Genomic DNA, 16,345 nt, shown 5'->3' with positions numbered 1-16,345 from the left:
CGCGACCCGGCGAACCTATGCGCCGGGCCGCGTTTTGGCCGGGCCGCGTCTTGGCCGAGCCACGTTTTGGCCGGGCCGCGTTTTGATTAGCTCGCTTCCCTCCGTACGCGCAGGATTTTCATAAGATGACTGACATTTTCGGCATCCCCATACAGGCCTTGTTCGGCCAGCTATTGCTAGGCCTGGTCAACGGCTCCTTCTACGCCATGCTGTCGCTCGGGCTGGCCGTCATCTTCGGGCTGCTGAACGTCATCAACTTCGCGCACGGCGCGCTCTACATGCTGGGCGCGTTCATCGCCTGGATGGGGCTGTCGTACCTGGGGTTGAACTATTGGATCATGCTGATCCTGGCGCCGCTGGTCGTCGGGCTGTTCGGCATCATCATAGAAAAGCTGTTGCTGCGGCACCTGTACAAGCTGGATCACCTGTACGGGCTGCTGCTGACCTTCGGCCTGACGCTGCTGATAGAAGGCCTGTTCCGCAGCTTCTACGGCGTCTCGGGTCAGCCCTACCCCACGCCTGACGCGCTGCGCGGCGCCACCAACCTGGGCTTCATGATCCTGCCGAATTACCGCGGCTGGGTCGTGGCAGCCTCCCTGACAGTGTGTCTGGCAACCTGGTTCGTCATCGAACGCACCCGCCTTGGCGCCCTGCTGCGCGCCGGCACCGAAAACCCCCGCCTGGTCGAGGCCTTCGGCGTGAACGTGCCGCGCATGATCACCCTGACCTATGGCTTCGGGGTGGCGCTGGCGGGCTTTGCCGGCGTGCTGGCCGCGCCCGTGCTGCAGATTTCTCCGCTGATGGGCTCCAACCTCATCATCGTCGTGTTCGCCGTGGTCGTGATCGGTGGCATGGGGTCCATCATGGGCGCCATCGTGACCGGTCTGGGCCTGGGCGTGATCGAAGGACTGACCAAGGTGTTCTGGCCCGAGGCCTCCAGCACGGTCGTGTTCATCATCATGGCCATCGTTCTGTTGATCCGCCCGGCCGGGCTGTTCGGAAAAGAAAAATGAATCGTCAATTCCTGGGCTATGCGGTACTGGCCATCGTGGTGGCCATTCTTCCCTTCATCGGGGTCTATCCGATCTTCGCCATGAAGATCATGTGCTACGCGCTCTTCGCCTGCGCATTCAACCTGCTGCTGGGTTTCACCGGGCTGCTGTCGTTCGGCCACGCCGCCTTCCTGGGCAGCGCGGCCTACGCCACCGGCCACGCGCTCAAGGTGTGGGGCTTCCCCACCGAGATCGGCCTGCTGTTCGGCGTGGCCGTGGCGGGGCTGCTGGGTCTGGCGATGGGCGCCATCGCTATCCGCCGCAGCGGCATCTATTTCGCCATGATCACCCTGGCCCTGTCGCAGATGGTGTTCTTCTTCTTCCTCCAGGCGAAGTTCACCGGCGGCGAGGACGGCCTGCAGAGCGTGCCGCGCGGCACCCTGTTCGGGCTGATCGACCTGTCCAAGGACCTGAACCTGTACTACGTGGTGATGGCCATCTTCATCATTGGCTACTTCATCATCTGGCGCACGGTGAACTCGCCCTTCGGCCAGGTGCTGCAGGCGCTGCGCGAAAACGAACCGCGCGCCATCTCGCTGGGCTACGACGTCGACCGCTTCAAGCTGCTGGCCTTCGTGCTGTCGGCAGCGCTGGCCGGCCTGGCGGGCGCCACCAAGACCCTGGTCTTCGTGTCGGCCACCTTGTCCGATGCCACCTGGCAGATGTCCGGCCTGGTCATCCTGATGACGCTGATCGGCGGACTCGGCACCTTGACCGGTCCCATCCTCGGCGCCTTCATCGTGGTGCTGATGGAAAACAAGGTGGGCGACTTCGGCCAGATGATGGCCAACCTGACCGGCGTGGACTGGTTCCTGCGCCTGGGCGAATCGGTCACCATCGTGATCGGCCTGATCTTCGTGATCTGCGTGCTGGCCTTCCGCCGCGGCATCGTGGGCGAGGTCGGCGCCTTCATCGATCGCCGGCGCGCCGCCCGCGCCTGATCCTGGCAGCGCAAGCACGGGGCCGCGTTATGCGGCCCCGTTTCATTTGGCGAGGCCGCTGCCGCCCGTACAATGAACGGCACCCAACCAAACAGGTGCCTGACCATGCGCAAACCGCATCCGCTCGCCCCCGTCCTTGGCGCCCTGGCGCTGGCCGCCGCCCTTCTTCCCCCGGCTGCGCAAGCCGCGGATGCCGCCGCGCCCGTATGCGAAGTCAAACGGCCGGTCCGCTTCAGCGGCCTGAACTGGGAATCCAACCTGGTGCTGGCCGGCATCGAACGCTACGTGCTGGAACACGGCTACGGCTGCAAGACCACGGTCGAAATCGGCGAAACCCTGCCCATGCTGGCGGCGCTGCAACGCGGTGACGTCGACGTCACCCCGGAAGTGTGGCCCGGCCAGATCGAGGGCGCATGGAAGAAGGCCCTGGCCAGCGGCAAGGTGCTGGGCGTGGGCCACGTCTACGACGCCGGCGAAGGCTGGTACGTGCCCCGCTACACCGTCGAGCGCCATCCCGGCTTGAAGTCGGCAGCCGACCTGGCACGCTTCAAGGACGTCTTCGCCGATCCCGAGGAACCCGGCCGCGGCCGGATCTACGGTTGTCCGGCAGGATGGGCCTGCGGCACCCTGAACGAGAACCTGCTGCGCGCCTTGAAGCTTGAAAAGGACTATGCGATGTTCGCGCCCGGCTCCGGCGCTGCGCAGAAAGCCGCCATCGTGTCCGCCTACAAGCGCAAGCGCGACATCGTTTTCTACTACTGGACGCCCACTTCGCTGGTCGGCGCGCTGGATCTGGTGAAGCTGGAACTGCCCGCGTTCGACCAGGCCGCCTACACCTGCATGACCGATCCCAAGTGCGCGAATCCCGTGCCCACCGAGTTCAAACCCAACCCCGTCGTCACGGGCGTGAATGCCGAGTTCGCGAAACAGGCGCCGCAGATCGCCGAATTCCTGGGCAAGCTGACGGTACCCGGCGACGCCATCGACGCCACCCTGGGCTGGCTGGAAAACGAAGGCAAAGAACCCGAGGACGCCGCGCGCTATTTCCTCAAGCAATACGGCCCGGTCTGGCGGCAATGGATGCCGGCCCAGGCAGCCGACCGCGTGCAAGCGGCGCTGGCGCGCGAATGATGCCGGGAAGCCGGCAGCCGCCTCATGTATCCTGACGTTTCGGCGCGCCGATAGCGCCACCCCAATTCAAGTGAAGGAAGACAACCATGGATGCCTTGTTCTGGCACAACGGTCACTGGACCACTGAAAACCCCAAACTGCTCGGCCCCGCCGACCACGCCTTCTGGATGGCCAGCATGGTGTTCGACGGCGCGCGCGCATTCCGCGGCCTGACGCCCGACCTGGATCTGCACTGCCAACGCGTGGTGCGCTCGGCCGAAAAAATGCTGATGAAGCCCCAGATCGGCTGGGAAGAGATCCAAAAGCTCTGCCTGCAGGCGGTGGCGAAGTTCCCGCAGGGCAGCGAACTCTACATCAAACCGATGTTCTATTGCGCCGACGGCTTCCTGCTGCCGGACGCCGACAAGACCCAGTTCGTGCTGCACGTGTTCAAGGTGCCGATGCCGGGCGACCAGGGCTTCTCCGCCTGCTTCTCCAGCTTTGCGCGTTCCTGGCCCAACATGGCGCCCACCGACGCCAAGGCGTCCTGCCTGTACCCCAACGGCCAGCGCGCCATCCGCGAAGCCGCCGAGAAGGGTTTCGACAACGCCATCATGCTGGACGGCGCGGGCAACATCGCCGAGTTCGCCACCAGCAACCTGTGGATCGCCAAGAACGGCGTGGTGTCCACGCCGGCCGACAACGGCACCTTTCTGAATGGCATCACGCGCCGCCGCGTGCTGGCGCTGCTGAAGGCCGACGGCGTCGACGTGCAGGAACGCAGCCTGACCCGCGCCGACATCGAGGAAGCCGACGAAGTATTCTCGTCCGGCAACTACGGCAAGGTGGTGCACGTGAACCGCGTGGAAGACCGCAAGCTCGAATACGGCCCCATGGCCCGCCGCGCGCACAAGCTGTATATGGATTACGCGGAGCAAACCGGCCGTCATTGAGGCCCGCGGCTCACGCCACGGGCGGGATCAGGGCTGGAATCAGTCCGCCCGTGGCGGCAGATGCAGCGCCGCCACATGCGGCGAACCCTGCCAGGAAGGATAGCGCTCCAGCACCTGAGGATCATGGCCCGGAACGACGTGTTCCTCCGATTGCGCGGCCCCGACCAGCCTGGCGTATCCCGACAACATCTCCGCCGTGTTGTAGACGATGGGAAAAGGGCGGCCCGCGTCCATGTTCTCGTAGTAGTGGCTGGCATCCGATGCCAGCACCACCCAGCCTCTCGCGGTGTGCACCCGCACGGCCTGCAAGCCCTTGGTATGGCCGCCGACCTTCAGCAGCCCGATGCCGGGCAACAGCGCTGAATCGCCATCGTGGAATACGACCCTGTCCTCGTAGACATGCCGGACCAGGCTGACCACGTCCTCGACGGCATAGGCATGCCGCAACGGCTCGAAGCACATGCAGCGGCCGGTCGCGTAGTCCATTTCGCCATCCTGCACATGGAAACGCGCCCGCGGCAAACGATCCAGATTGCCGGCATGGTCGTAATGCAGATGGGTCAGGACCACGTGCTGAACGTCCACGGGCCGCACGCCCAGCGGCGCCAAGGCCGCTATCGGACAATGGATCAGCTCGCGGCGGCGCTTATGCGCCGTCTCGGCATTGAATCCGGTGTCGACCAGCACGACGCGTCCGGCGCCACGCACCAGCCAGACGAAGAAGTCCATCGGCATGTCGGCGTCGTGGGGGTCGCCGCCCAGAAAATTGTCGCGCCGCCGACGCGGCATGCGCGCGTAGCGGATGGCGTACACCTCGTACTCCGGCAGCACATCCCGCCTTGGATCGCCCATATCAAACTCCCAAATAGGCTTTCTGCACGAACGGATCCTCCAGCAGTTCGGACCCCTTGCCGCTGCGCACCACGACGCCATGCTCGAATGCGTGCGCCTGGTGAGCCAGGCGCAGCGCCAGGCGGGCTGGGGGAAAAAAATGCCGACCCAGAAGGAAATGTCGAAGCCCGGATAGCCCAGCTCCGCCACTGCCGGCACCTCCGGCAAGTCATGCCAGCGCTGCGCCGTGGACACGGCAAGCGCCTTCAGCTTGCCTGCCTTGATCAGCGGCACGCCCGACAAGGTGTCGAGGCCGAAATCCACCTCCTTGGACATCAACCCCGCCTCCATCGGCGCCGCGCCCCGGTACGGGACATGCAGCATCTGCGTATCGGACATGGTCGCCAGCTGGGCTGCCTGCCAGGTGCATCAGGTTGCCGTTGCCGGCCGAACCGTAGCTGACGGTATTGGGATTGCGGCGCGCCAGGTCCACCAGCGATTTGACGTCAACCACGCCGGCCACACGCGGATTCTCCGCATTGATCGTCAGGATGAAAGGCACCGAAACCACGGTGGTCACCGGCGCGTTGGGATAGCCGGTGGCGCATGCCCATTGGGGACCAAATGCCAGCAAAGCAAACGAACCTGCCGCGAGCCATTTCGAAACTTGCATGATGTGTCTCCTCCGTTGTTGTCGGATTCCGCGCCGCGCGCTACATGGACGCGCGGCTGCGGACCTCTTCGCCGTTATTGCGCGGCGACGGCGCCGGAAGCCTTGACGGCCTGGCCCCACTTCTCCTGCTCTTGCGCCATGAAGGCCGCGAAGGCCTGCGGCGTGCTGTTGACCACTTCTCCACCCAAGCCTTCGATGCGCGCCTGCATCTCGGGTGTCGCCACGATCTTCGATACGTCCTGATAGATGCGTTGCGCTTGCGGCGCGGGCAGCGATGCCGGCGCAAGCAGGCCGAACCAGGTGGCGGCCTCGAAGCCCGGCATGCCCGCCTCGGCAAAGGTCGGCACGTCGCGCAGCGCCTGCACCCGCTTGCCGTTGGCCACCGCCAGCGCGCGCAGCTTGCCGGATTCGATCAGCGGCAGGGCCGAGGTGATGGTGGCCAGCATCATCTGGACCTGGCCGCCGGCCAGGTCGGTGAAGGCCGGCGCGTCGCCGCGGTACGGCACATGCGTGATGGAGGAGTGCGTGGCGATCTTGAACAGCTCGCCGCTCAGATGCTGGGCCGTGCCGTTGCCGGGAGAGGCGAAGTTGACCGAAGCGCCATCCCGCTTGAGATAGGCCAGAAATTCCTGCAGATTCTTGGCGGGGATGGACGGATTGACCACCAGCACCAGCGGCACCTTGGTCACCAGCGTGATCGGCGCAAAGTCCTTGACCGGGTCGTAGTTGAGCTTGGCGTAGAGATGGCCGCTGATCGTGTGCGCCGATGTGGTCATGAACAGCGTGTAGCCGTCGCCCTGCGCACGCGCCACCGCGCTGGCGCCGATCGTCGTGCCCGCGCCTGCGCGATTCTCGACGATGACGGTCTGCCCCCAGGACTGCGTGAGTTTTTCCGCCACCGCGCGCGCCACCACATCGGTGGCGCCGCCGGCCGGATAGGGCACGACCATGGTCACGGGTTTGGTCGGATAGGACGCGGCTTGTGCCGTGCCCGCAAACAGCGCCGCGGCACAAGCCAGGGCGCGCAGCCAATTGCGTTGCATTGTGATGTCTCCTCTTGTCCTTCGATTGACGTGCGGTATATTTTTATCGTTCCTCTAGACAGAACATTTATTCTATTTTATATTTTTTCGGCCAGAGCATGTCAACGAATAAATGCTCGTCCGACGCCACGGCCCCATTCGCGGCGTGCCATCAAGAGAGGAACAGAACTTCATGTCCGATACCCCGGAAACCCTGAAATCCATGCTGATCGGCGGGGAGTGGGCTACGCAAAGCGACCATGCTTTCGAGTCCATCAACCCCGCCACCGGCGCACGCAACTACTTCATCAGCGCCGCATCCGACGCGCAGGTCGACCAGGCTGTGGATGCGGCCTGGCAAGCCCAGCGGCGCGCGGCTTGGCGCGACATGCTGCCTCACCAGCGCGCGGCGATCCTGCGACGCATTGCCGACGGCATGGACGCCAACGCACCCTTGCTGGCGCGCCTGCAGATGATCGAGAACGGCAAGGTCTGGGCGGAATGCAAGGCCCAGGTCGCCAGCGCCGCGGCCACCTTCCGCTACTACGCGGGCGTCTGCGAAACGCTGGGAGCCGAAGTCACGCCGCCGCGCGGCAACTATCTGTCGATGACGCAATACGATCCGTATGGCGTGGTGGTGGCGATCACGCCCTGGAATTCACCGCTTACGATGGAAGCGCAAAAGATCGCGCCTGCCCTGGCCGCCGGCAACGCCGTCATCCTCAAGCCGTCCGAGGTCACCTCGTCGCCGGCGCTGGAACTGGGCCGCATCGCGCTGGAGGCCGGCCTGCCGCCGGGCATCCTCAACGTACTGACGGGCCTGGGTTCGACCGTGGGCCGCCGCCTGGTCGAACACCCCGGCGTGCGCATGGTGTCGTTCACCGGCGGCACCGCCAGCGGCCGCGCCATCGCCCATGCCGCCGCCGAGAAGCTGATGCCGGTAGCGTTGGAACTCGGCGGCAAATCGCCGCACATCGTGTTCGCGGACGCGGATCAGGACGCGGCGATAGACGGCGTCATCGGCGGCATCTTCGAAGGCAGCGGGCAGTCTTGCGTGGCGGGCTCGCGGCTCTACGTCCAGCGCAGCATTGCCGAGTCCTTCATCGCGAAGCTGGTCGCCCGCGCCAGCGCGCTCAAGGTAGACCTGCCCGACGCGGAAGGCGCGCAGATGGGACCGATCGCATCGTTCGGCCATCGCGGCAGGATCGAGGCCATGGTGGACTCTGCCCGCCGCGCAGGCGCCCAGGTGCTGCTGGGCGGACAACGCCCCGACGACGCCGGGCTGCAGACGGGCGCGTTTTATCTTCCTACCGTGCTGGCGGGATTGGCGCGTGACGCGCATGTGGTGCGCGAGGAGATCTTCGGGCCGGTGCTATGCGCGCTGACGTTCGAGGACGAAGACGACCTGGTCGATCAGGCCAACGACAGCGCCTACGGCCTGGCCTCCGGCATCTGGACAGCGGACTACCGCCGCGCCTGGCGCATCGCCAAGCGCCTGGAGGCGGGCAGCGTGTGGATCAACACCTACAAGCAGCTTTCGATTTCGACCCCGTTCGGCGGCTTCAAGCAAAGCGGCATCGGCCGTGAAAAAGGCGTGAGCGGCCTACGGCTGTACCAGCAATCCAAGGGCATCTACTTCGGCATGTAGCCACAGCCGCCCCTTTTCCTCATCGAACCGGGCCGCGCCAGCGGCCCCCCCCCTGCTTCTTCTATCGGAGACTTTCCAAATGGCTGAATTTCAACGTGCCGGCTTCATTGGCCTGGGCGTCATGGGCGAACCCATCTGCCGCAACCTGGCCGTCAAATGCGGACTGCCGGTGCTGGGCTGCGACAACGATCCTGCCCCCCTGCGCCGCCTGGCCTCGCATGGCGTGACCGAGGCGAGCGCCGCGCAGATCATGCACGATTGCGACGTGGTGTTTCTGTCGCTGCCGTCCGGCGAAGTCGTGGCGCAGTTGGCGCGTGCCGCAGGCGGACTGCTGGCCGGCGCGCGCGCGGGCCAGTTCATCGTCGATCTGAGCACGTCGCCGGTCGATGTAACGCGCGAACTGGCGGCGGAGTTCGCGGCCAAGGGCGCGACCTTCATTGACGCCCCCGTCGCCCGCACGCGCGCGGCAGCGGAAGCCGGCACGCTCTCGGTCATGATCGGCGGCGACGCCGCAGCCTTCGCCCGAGTCAAGCCGCTGGTCTCGACCTTCGCCAACGAAATCACGCACTGCGGTCCGGTCGGCAGCGGCCAGGTCGTGAAGATCCTGAACAACATGGTGCTGTTCGAGACCGTGGTGGCCCTGTCCGAAGCCCGCGCCATCGCGCGCCGTTCGGGCGTCGATCCACGGGTCCTGCTGGAGACTTTCACGCGTGGATCGGCCGATAGCTTCGCGTTGCGCAACCACGGCTTAAAGGCTATTCTGCCCGCAGACTTTCCCGAAAAAGCCTTCCCCGTGGACTATGCCCGCAAGGATTTGCGCTATGCGCTGGCGCTGGCCGATCAAACCGGCATACGGGCGCTAGGCGCGCGCAACGTAGACCATTGGTTCGACACCGCGCTCGCCCAGGGACACGGCAACCGCTATTTTCCGATCATCAGCCAGGTCATCGATGCGGAGTCGGGAACCACCTCCTAATCACTCCCCTGCCATCCAATGAGTCGTACCCCTACTCAGGACAATTCCACCGACGGCGTCGCCGCCGTCGAACGCGCCCTGACCATCGTCGGGGCCATCGCGCAACGCACCGATCCGATCACGCTTGCCGACCTTTCCCGGGCCACGGGCTTCTACAAGAGCACGCTCTTGCGGCTCATTGCCTCGCTTGAGAAAGCAGCCTTGGTCGTGCGCCGCGCCGATGGCCGCTATGCCCTGGGTCCGTACGCGCATCATCTCGGCCGCGCCTATGAGGCCACCTACCGCCTGACCGAGACCATCCTGCCGCTGCTGCAAGCGCTGGTGGACAAAGGCACCGAGAGCGCCTCGTTCCACGCCTACCACGATGCGCAATCCCGCGTCTGCCTGTTGCGGGTGGATTCGCATCACTCTACGCTAGACCGCATACGCGTGGGAGACCTGCTGCCGCTGAACAAGGGCGCGGCGGGCCGGCTGATCACGGCCTACCTGGTCGACCAGCAGGCGCCCGCGCAAGCCGGCCTCGTGCTGACGTCCATGGGCGAACGCGACCCCAATTGCGCGGCCGTGGCCAGTCCGGTGTTCGGCCCCGATGGCGACATCTGCGGAGCCATATCGCTGTCCGGTCCGAAGGAGCGCTTCTCACCCGCGGCCATCAAGAAAATGTCCAAATTGGCGCAAGAAGCCGCGGCATCCGCCACGCAATCCCTGGGCGGGCGCTGGCCGACCGGCAGATAGCCGCCTGCATGCATCCCGGCCTTCCGGGACAAAAGGACTAGCGATGCGCAACAGACGCAATTTTCTGCGCGCTAGCGCGACACTCGCCGGCGCGGCCAGCGCCCTGGCGCTGCTGCCCGCCTCCATCCGCCGCGCGCTCGCGATCCCCGCGGCGCGGCGCACGGGCACGATCCGCGACGTCGAACACATCGTCATCTTCATGCAGGAAAACCGTGCGTTCGATCACTACTTCGGCGCGCTGGCCGGCGTGCGCGGGTTTGGCGACCGCTTCCCCATCCCCGTGCCGGACAGCCCCGCTGCGCGCCATCGCACCGTCTGGGCGCAATACAACGACAAACCCGATGAAGGCGCGCCGCGCACGGTGCTGCCCTTCCATCTGGATACGCGCGAGGCCTTCGAGACCCTGCGCGTGGCCAGCACGCCGCACACCTGGTCCAACGCCCAGGACGCCTGGGACGCCGGCCGCATGGGCAACTGGCCGGCCGCCAAGAAGAACCATTCGATGGCGTACTTCACGGACGAGGACATGCCGTTCCAGTACGCCATGGCGCGCGCCTTCACGGTCTGCGACGCCTATCACTGCTCGTTCACCGGCGGCACCAACACCAACCGGCTGTTCGTCTGGACCGGCACCAACGACGGCCTGGGCCAAGGCAACGGTCCGGCGCTGGGCAATACCTACAACAAGCTCAAGGGTGGCGATCCGGCGCACGCCTACACCTGGACGACCTATCCCGAACGCCTGGAGGCGGCCGGCGTCAGCTGGCGCATCTACCAGAACATGGCGGACAACTACTCCTTGAATCCCACCGCCGGGTTCAAGGCCTATCGCGACGCCTATCACGGCGTGCCGGGATCGGCCGCCGCGTTGAAGGACAAGGCGCTGACCACCCGCGACCTGGATCTGCTGCGCCAGGACGTGCTGGACGGCACGCTGCCGCAGGTCTCGTGGATCTGCGCCACCAAGGCCGGCTCGGAGCATCCCAGCCCGTCCAGCCCGGCGCAAGGCGCCGACTACACGGCCCGGGTGCTGGATGCGTTGACGGCCAACCCCGAGGTCTGGAGCAAGACCGTCCTGCTGCTGATGTTCGACGAAAACGATGGTTTCTTCGATCACATGCCGCCGCCCGCACCACCCTCGCGCGAGGCCTCGGGCGCGCCGGCCGGGGCGTCCACCGTGGACACGCGCGGCGAGTATCACGAGATCGTCGCCGGCGCGGAGAAAGACGACACGCCGGCGCATCTGCACGGCGTCTACGGCCTGGGTCCGCGCGTGCCCATGTATGTGCTGTCGCCCTGGACCAAGGGCGGCTGGGTCAATTCGCAGGTGTTCGACCACACGTCCGTGCTGCGCTTCGTCGAGCAGCGCTTCGGCGTGGCCGAGCCCAATATCTCGCCGTGGCGGCGCGCGGTCTGCGGCGACCTGACCTCGATCTTCGACTTCGCCGCGCCGGACGGTGCGGACCTGCTCAGCGGCTTTCCGGCCACCGCCGAACGCGCCGGCCAGGCTTCGGCGCTGCCCGGCACGGTCACGCCCCCTGCGCCACTGCAGCCCGGACTGGCGCGGCAGCAGGCCGGCATGCGCCCCTCGCGCGCCCTGCCCTATGCGCTGCAGGTCCACGCGCGCGCGGACGCTGAAAGCGTCACGCTGCGCTTCGAGAACAGCGGCGCCGCGGGCGCCGTGCTGCACGTCTACGACCGGCTGCATCTGGAACGCGGCCCGCGCCGCTACACCGTGGAGGCCGGCAAGCATCTGGAGGGCGCGTGGCAGACCGCAGCTGACGACGGCCGCTACGATCTGTGGGTACTGGGCCCCAACGGTTTCCATCGCCATTGCACCGGCCGCGCCGGCCTGCCCTCGCTGGAAGTATCGGCCGCCTATCAGGGACCCGGCGCATCGCTGCAACTGACGCTGCGCAACCCTACCCCGCAGGCGCGCACGTTCCGGGTCGAAGCCAACGCCTATGGCTACCCCCAGGAAGGCGGCGCCACGCTCGCTCCCGGCGCGACGGTCAGCCTGTCCTGGGACATGGCCCGCAGCGCCGGCTGGTATGACCTGACCGTGCGCGACAGCGGCGACCCGGCCTACACACGCCGCCTGGCCGGCCGCATCGAAACTGGCGCGCCCTCCACTTCCGACCCCGCGATGGGGCAGGAGCTGATACTGCAATGGACACCCCTGGCATGAAACCACCCGCCCCCTATGAAGACGCCGTGACCTTCCAGTTCGGCGACTCGCCCGAGCTGGCCGATGAGCTGCTCGCCCTGGTGCTGGCCGGCACGAAGACCGCCACCTGCGGCGCGTTGCGCGACTTCAATGAACAGGAACCCGTACCCGAGGCCGGCCGGCGCGACGTGGTACTGGACGGCTCGGGCCGCCCGGCTTGCGTCATCGAGACCATCAGCGTGCTGATCCAGCGCTTCGACCAGGTGGACGAAGCGTTCGCGCTGGCCGAAGGCGAAGGCCCGTACGAGACCTGGCGCGAGGGGCACATCGCTTATTTCGACCGCAACGGCGGCTATGCGCCGGACATGATGCTGGCGTGCGAACGCTTCCGGGTGGTCGAAGTCTTCGAACGATAAAAAAGCCGGACGCCTTGCGGCGTCCGGCTCTTCATGCGCTCGGGACCGGTCAGCTTTGCTCGCCGCCCTTGCCCAGGCCCAGATAGCTTTCGATGACCTTCGGGTCGCCAGCCAGCTCGCGCGCCGGGCCGTGCAGGATGACTTCGCCGGTTTCCAGCACATAGCCGTAGTCGGCCACTTGCAGCGCCGCGCGCGCGTTCTGCTCCACCAGCAGGATCGCCACGCCGGTCTCGCGCAGGCGCGCGATGATGTGGAAGATCTCGCGCACGATGCGCGGCGCCAGACCCAGGCTGGGCTCGTCGAGCATCAGCAGGTTGGGCTTGGCCATCAACGCGCGGCCGACGGCCAGCATCTGGCGTTCGCCGCCCGACAAGGTGCCGGCCTGCTGGGCGCGGCGTTCGCGCAACCGCGGGAACAGGTCGAAGACTTCGTTCAGCGTGTCGCGCCAGCCGCTTTCGCGGGCGCGGTAGCGGCGGAAGCCGCCCAGCAGCAGGTTGTCTTCCACCGACATGGTGCCGAACAGTTCGCGGCGCTCCGGCACCAGCGACATGCCGGCCGCGACGCGGCGCTCGACCTGCCAGCCCGATACGTCGGTGCCGGCGTACTGCACGGTGCCGGCCGCGTGGCCGGTCTGCGGCAACGAGCCCATCATGGCGTTCAGCATGGTGGATTTGCCGGCGCCGTTGGCGCCGATCACCGTGACGATGCTGCCGGCGGGCACGGTGAGCGAAGCGCCCACCAGCGCGCCCACCTTGCCGTAGCGAGCCGACAGGTTGCTGACTTCAAGTACGGGAGCGCTCATCACACGCCTCCTGCCGACACGGGCTTGGCCTGGTCCGCTTCGGGCAGGTCGTCATCGATGCCGCCCAGGTAGGCTTCCAGCACCGCCGGGTTCTTTTGCACGTCGGCCGGCACGCCTTCCGCCAGCTTGGTGCCGAAATCCATCACCACGAGGTGGTTGGTCAGACGCATCACAAAATCCATATCGTGTTCGACGAGCAGAATGCTCATGCCCTCGGCGCGCAACTGTTCCAGCACGCGCGCCAGGTCCTGCTTTTCCTTGTAGCGCAAGCCGGCGGCGGGTTCGTCCAGCAGCAGCAGCACCGGATCGGCGGCCAGGGCGCGCGCGATTTCCAGGATGCGTTGCTGGCCCAGCGCCAGGTTGCCGGCCTGCTCGTACAGGTACTCGCCCAGGCCGACGCGCTTGATCTGTTCGGCGGCTTCGTGCAGCAGCTGCGCCTCGCGGGCGCGGTCCGAATGCAGGGCGCCGGCCAGCACGCCGACGTCGGAGCGCAGGTGCGCGCCCAGCGCCACGTTCTCCAGCACGGTCATGCCGGGCAGCAGTTGCACGTGCTGGAAGGTGCGGCCCACGCCCAGCTTGGCGATATCGCGCGCCGAACGGCTGTCGATGCGCTGGCCCATGAACGTGACCTTGCCGCGCGTCACCGGCAGCACGCCGCTGATCAGGTTGAAGGTCGTGCTCTTGCCGGCGCCGTTCGGGCCGATCAGGCCCATGATCTCGCCGGACGCAACCTTGAAGGAAATATCGTTGACGGCGACCAGCCCGCCGAATTCCTTGCGGATGGCGTCGACTTCGAGCACCACCTGGCCGGCTTGCGGACGCACGCGCGTCGGCAGGGCCGGCGCAGACGCGGGCGGCGCCAGATTGCGGCGCGAGCTATCGGCGCCGGTAATGCTGTCCCACCAGCCCGCCAGAATCGGCCACAGGCCGTTGCGAGCGTATTGCAGCATCAGGATCAGCAGCACGCCGAAGACGATCATCTCGAAGTTGGCGTTGGTATCCAGCAGCTTGGGCAGCAGGTTCTGCAACTGGTCCTTCAGCACCAGGATGACGCTGGAGCCCAGCAAGGCGCCCCAGACGTAGCCGGCGCCGCCGACCACCGCCATGAACAGGTACTCGATGCCGTAGTTGATGCCGAAGGGGCTGGGACTGACGGCGCGCTGCATGTGCGCGTAGAGCCAGCCGGACACGCAGGCCAGCAATGCCGCCCAGACGAAGATCACGACCTTGTAGGCGGCGGTGTTCACGCCCATCGATTCCGCCATGCCGGCGCCGCTCTTGAGGGCGCGGATGGCGCGGCCGGGACGCGAGTTCAGCAGGTTGCGGGTGGCCCACAACGCCAGCAGCACGAACACCCAGATCAGGTAATAGATATGGCGGCCGCTGGCCAGGGACATGCCGAAGATGCTGATGGGCTCGATGCCGGCGATGCCGTCATGCTTGCCCAGCCAGTCGATGTTGCCGAACAGGAAGTACAGCGACAAGCCCCAGGCAATGGTGCCCAGCGGCAGGTAGTGGCCCGAGAGGCGCAGAGTGATGGCGCCCAACAGGTAGGCGACGACGGCCGTCAGGATCAGCCCGGCCGGCAGCGCCAGCCAGGGCGAGACATCGTATTGCGTGGTCAGGTAGGCGGTGGTGTAGGCGCCCAGGCCCACGAACGCCGCCTGGCCGAACGAGGTCAGGCCGCCGACGCCGGTCAAGAGCACCAGGCCCAGCACCACCAGGCTGGCCAGCCCGATGTAATTGAGTTGCGTCACCCAGAATTCGGGCGTGACCGACAACATCGGCAGGCCCGCCAGGACGACGAGGAAGAGGACGAGCAAAATGCGGTTCATGACGTTTATTCCTCTTCGTCCACGTGATGGGTGCTGAACGAACGCCAGACCAGAACCGGGATAATCAAGGTGAAGACAATCACTTCCTTGTAGGCGCTGGCCCAGAAGGACGAGAAGGATTCCAGCACGCCCACCAGCAGCGAGCCCGCGGCCGCCACGGGGTAGCTGGCCAGCCCGCCGATGATGGCGCCGACGAAGCCCTTCAGGCCGATCAGGAAGCCGGTGTCGTAGTACACGGTGGTGATGGGCGCGATCAGCATGCCGGACATGGCGCCGATGGCGACCGCCAGCGTGAAGGTCAGGCTGCCGGACATCGTGGTGCTGATGCCGACCAGGCGGGCGCCGCGGCGATTGACGGCCGTGGCGCGCAGCGCGCGGCCATACAGCGTCTTGCCGAAGAACAGCCACAGGCCGATGATCAGGATGGCGCAGGTTGCCACCACGAACAGGCTTTGCGCCGACCAGGTCATGAAGCCCAGGTCGACTTGCCCGCTGACGAAGGCCGGGGTGCGCCAGCCTTCGGCGCCGAAGAACACCAGCGCCAGGCCGGTGAGCGCGAAGTGCACGGCCACGGAAACGATCAGCAGCACCAGCACGGTGGCTTCGGCCAGCGGCTGGTAAACGATGCGGTAGACCATCGGACCCATCGGAATCACCAGCAGCAGCGTCAGCAGCATGTTCAGCCACAGCGAATTGCCGGGTGCGGTGTAGGTCACGGTCAGCCAGAGCAGCGCCAGCGGCAGAACCACACAGGTGGCGATGGCCTTGGGCAAGGCGGCTGCGCTGCGGGTGCGCAGCGCGCGCAGCAGCTCGAGCGCCAGGCAGACGACGCCCAGCAGCGGCAGGAGATAGGCGGTGCCCGGCACTTTGCCGTCCACCAGCATGGCCAGGGTCAGGGCGCCGAACGCCACGAACTCGCCCTGGGGAATGAAAATGACGCGCGTAACGGCGAATACCAGCACCAGAGCCATGCCCAGGAGGGCATAGATGGCGCCGTTGACGACACCGTCTTGCAGCAGGATCAGCGCAATTGAGGAATCCATCTAACAACCTTATTTATTCTGGTGTTCCGGCCGCACCCGGGACACTGATACGACACACCGGCCGGAAAGGCCGGTGCGAAGCATTGCAGGGGTGCCGCGCGGCGGGCGCCGCCGCGCTGTGCGCACCCTTGGATCGGGCGA

General features: G+C 66.4%; 14 protein-coding genes and 1 pseudogene. 9 read left to right on the top strand and 6 right to left on the bottom strand.

Annotated features, from left to right (window positions below):
• Positions 1-125: 125 nt before the first annotated feature.
• The 4 genes from ACZ5YA_RS30380 to ACZ5YA_RS30365 all read left to right on the top strand — a co-directional run bounded on the left by ACZ5YA_RS30380 (position 126) and on the right by ACZ5YA_RS30365 (position 4,056).
• Positions 126-1,013 (top strand): branched-chain amino acid ABC transporter permease, encoded by an 888-nt coding sequence (locus tag ACZ5YA_RS30380; RefSeq protein ID WP_118931855.1) that lies wholly within the window; start codon positions 126-128, stop codon positions 1,011-1,013.
• Positions 1,010-1,993 carry a branched-chain amino acid ABC transporter permease gene (locus ACZ5YA_RS30375; RefSeq protein WP_059374833.1) on the top strand — a complete coding sequence of 328 codons (984 nt, stop codon included), beginning with the start codon at positions 1,010-1,012 and terminating at the stop codon, positions 1,991-1,993. The genes ACZ5YA_RS30380 and ACZ5YA_RS30375 overlap by 4 nt, the downstream gene beginning before the upstream one ends.
• Positions 1,994-2,098: 105 nt before the next feature.
• Positions 2,099-3,124 (top strand): ABC transporter substrate-binding protein, encoded by a 1,026-nt coding sequence (locus ACZ5YA_RS30370; RefSeq protein WP_059374835.1) that lies wholly within the window; start codon positions 2,099-2,101, stop codon positions 3,122-3,124.
• An 86-nt stretch (positions 3,125-3,210) separates the two neighbouring features.
• A complete protein-coding gene (locus tag ACZ5YA_RS30365) occupies positions 3,211-4,056 on the top strand; it encodes a branched-chain amino acid aminotransferase (RefSeq protein ID WP_118931856.1) in 846 nt (281 codons plus the stop codon).
• A gap of 39 nt (positions 4,057-4,095) precedes the next feature.
• Here the strand turns inward: ACZ5YA_RS30365 and ACZ5YA_RS30360 are convergent, their stop codons facing one another.
• The 3 genes and pseudogenes from ACZ5YA_RS30360 to ACZ5YA_RS30350 all read right to left on the bottom strand — a co-directional run bounded on the left by ACZ5YA_RS30360 (position 4,096) and on the right by ACZ5YA_RS30350 (position 6,603).
• Positions 4,096-4,908: an N-acyl homoserine lactonase family protein gene (locus ACZ5YA_RS30360; protein ID WP_464092879.1), complete on the bottom strand. Its 813-nt coding sequence runs from the start codon at positions 4,906-4,908 to the stop codon at positions 4,096-4,098.
• 186 nt (positions 4,909-5,094) lie between these two features.
• Positions 5,095-5,238: pseudogene (locus ACZ5YA_RS30355) on the bottom strand (tripartite tricarboxylate transporter substrate binding protein); the annotation flags it as partial.
• 396 nt (positions 5,239-5,634) lie between these two features.
• On the bottom strand, positions 5,635-6,603 hold the full coding sequence (locus ACZ5YA_RS30350; RefSeq protein WP_059374874.1) for a tripartite tricarboxylate transporter substrate binding protein: 969 nt from the start codon (positions 6,601-6,603) through the stop codon (positions 5,635-5,637).
• 172 nt (positions 6,604-6,775) lie between these two features.
• Between ACZ5YA_RS30350 and ACZ5YA_RS30345 the strand changes: the two genes are divergently transcribed.
• The 5 genes from ACZ5YA_RS30345 to ACZ5YA_RS30325 all read left to right on the top strand — a co-directional run bounded on the left by ACZ5YA_RS30345 (position 6,776) and on the right by ACZ5YA_RS30325 (position 12,524).
• A complete protein-coding gene (locus ACZ5YA_RS30345) occupies positions 6,776-8,230 on the top strand; it encodes an aldehyde dehydrogenase (protein WP_059374882.1) in 1,455 nt (484 codons plus the stop codon).
• Positions 8,231-8,309: 79 nt separating this feature from the next.
• Complete coding sequence (locus ACZ5YA_RS30340; RefSeq protein ID WP_306633781.1) at positions 8,310-9,206, top strand: NAD(P)-dependent oxidoreductase; 897 nt, start codon at positions 8,310-8,312, stop codon at positions 9,204-9,206.
• Between the two features lie 18 nt (positions 9,207-9,224).
• Positions 9,225-9,941, top strand: a complete 717-nt coding sequence (locus ACZ5YA_RS30335) for an IclR family transcriptional regulator (RefSeq protein WP_059374886.1) — start codon at positions 9,225-9,227, stop codon at positions 9,939-9,941.
• Positions 9,942-9,984: 43 nt separating this feature from the next.
• Positions 9,985-12,129 carry a phosphocholine-specific phospholipase C gene (locus ACZ5YA_RS30330; protein ID WP_464091648.1) on the top strand — a complete coding sequence of 715 codons (2,145 nt, stop codon included), beginning with the start codon at positions 9,985-9,987 and terminating at the stop codon, positions 12,127-12,129.
• Positions 12,126-12,524 carry an ASCH domain-containing protein gene (locus ACZ5YA_RS30325; RefSeq protein ID WP_059374890.1) on the top strand — a complete coding sequence of 133 codons (399 nt, stop codon included), beginning with the start codon at positions 12,126-12,128 and terminating at the stop codon, positions 12,522-12,524. Before ACZ5YA_RS30330 ends, ACZ5YA_RS30325 begins: the two co-directional genes overlap by 4 nt.
• A gap of 49 nt (positions 12,525-12,573) precedes the next feature.
• Here ACZ5YA_RS30325 and ACZ5YA_RS30320 read toward each other — a convergent pair whose 3' ends face one another.
• The 3 genes from ACZ5YA_RS30320 to ACZ5YA_RS30310 are packed head-to-tail and all read right to left on the bottom strand — an operon-like array spanning position 12,574 to position 16,204.
• On the bottom strand, positions 12,574-13,326 hold the full coding sequence (locus ACZ5YA_RS30320) for an ABC transporter ATP-binding protein (protein WP_054450551.1): 753 nt from the start codon (positions 13,324-13,326) through the stop codon (positions 12,574-12,576).
• Positions 13,326-15,161: a branched-chain amino acid ABC transporter ATP-binding protein/permease gene (locus ACZ5YA_RS30315; protein WP_059374892.1), complete on the bottom strand. Its 1,836-nt coding sequence runs from the start codon at positions 15,159-15,161 to the stop codon at positions 13,326-13,328. The genes ACZ5YA_RS30320 and ACZ5YA_RS30315 overlap by 1 nt, the downstream gene beginning before the upstream one ends.
• Before the next feature lie 5 nt (positions 15,162-15,166).
• Positions 15,167-16,204, bottom strand: a complete 1,038-nt coding sequence (locus ACZ5YA_RS30310; protein ID WP_059374894.1) for a branched-chain amino acid ABC transporter permease — start codon at positions 16,202-16,204, stop codon at positions 15,167-15,169.
• Positions 16,205-16,345: the final 141 nt, after the last annotated feature.

It is taken from the genome of Achromobacter sp. JCM 18799 (assembly GCF_055395645.1).
Note: the sequence above shows the minus strand (reverse complement) of the source record. Positions and strands in the feature narration are given on the sequence as shown.

Excerpts from the sequence above, each read along its gene's own strand:
- ACZ5YA_RS30380 (WP_118931855.1), top strand. The coding sequence starts at position 126 with ATGACTGACATTTTCGGCATCCCCATACAGGCCTTGTTCGGCCAGCTA.
- ACZ5YA_RS30375 (WP_059374833.1), top strand. The coding sequence starts at position 1,010 with ATGAATCGTCAATTCCTGGGCTATGCGGTACTGGCCATCGTGGTGGCC.
- ACZ5YA_RS30370 (WP_059374835.1), top strand. The coding sequence starts at position 2,099 with ATGCGCAAACCGCATCCGCTCGCCCCCGTCCTTGGCGCCCTGGCGCTG.
- ACZ5YA_RS30365 (WP_118931856.1), top strand. The coding sequence starts at position 3,211 with ATGGATGCCTTGTTCTGGCACAACGGTCACTGGACCACTGAAAACCCC.
- ACZ5YA_RS30360 (WP_464092879.1), bottom strand. The coding sequence starts at position 4,908 with ATGGGCGATCCAAGGCGGGATGTGCTGCCGGAGTACGAGGTGTACGCC.
- ACZ5YA_RS30350 (WP_059374874.1), bottom strand. The coding sequence starts at position 6,603 with ATGCAACGCAATTGGCTGCGCGCCCTGGCTTGTGCCGCGGCGCTGTTT.
- ACZ5YA_RS30345 (WP_059374882.1), top strand. The coding sequence starts at position 6,776 with ATGTCCGATACCCCGGAAACCCTGAAATCCATGCTGATCGGCGGGGAG.
- ACZ5YA_RS30340 (WP_306633781.1), top strand. The coding sequence starts at position 8,310 with ATGGCTGAATTTCAACGTGCCGGCTTCATTGGCCTGGGCGTCATGGGC.
- ACZ5YA_RS30335 (WP_059374886.1), top strand. The coding sequence starts at position 9,225 with ATGAGTCGTACCCCTACTCAGGACAATTCCACCGACGGCGTCGCCGCC.
- ACZ5YA_RS30330 (WP_464091648.1), top strand. The coding sequence starts at position 9,985 with ATGCGCAACAGACGCAATTTTCTGCGCGCTAGCGCGACACTCGCCGGC.
- ACZ5YA_RS30325 (WP_059374890.1), top strand. The coding sequence starts at position 12,126 with ATGAAACCACCCGCCCCCTATGAAGACGCCGTGACCTTCCAGTTCGGC.
- ACZ5YA_RS30320 (WP_054450551.1), bottom strand. The coding sequence starts at position 13,326 with ATGAGCGCTCCCGTACTTGAAGTCAGCAACCTGTCGGCTCGCTACGGC.
- ACZ5YA_RS30315 (WP_059374892.1), bottom strand. The coding sequence starts at position 15,161 with ATGAACCGCATTTTGCTCGTCCTCTTCCTCGTCGTCCTGGCGGGCCTG.
- ACZ5YA_RS30310 (WP_059374894.1), bottom strand. The coding sequence starts at position 16,204 with ATGGATTCCTCAATTGCGCTGATCCTGCTGCAAGACGGTGTCGTCAAC.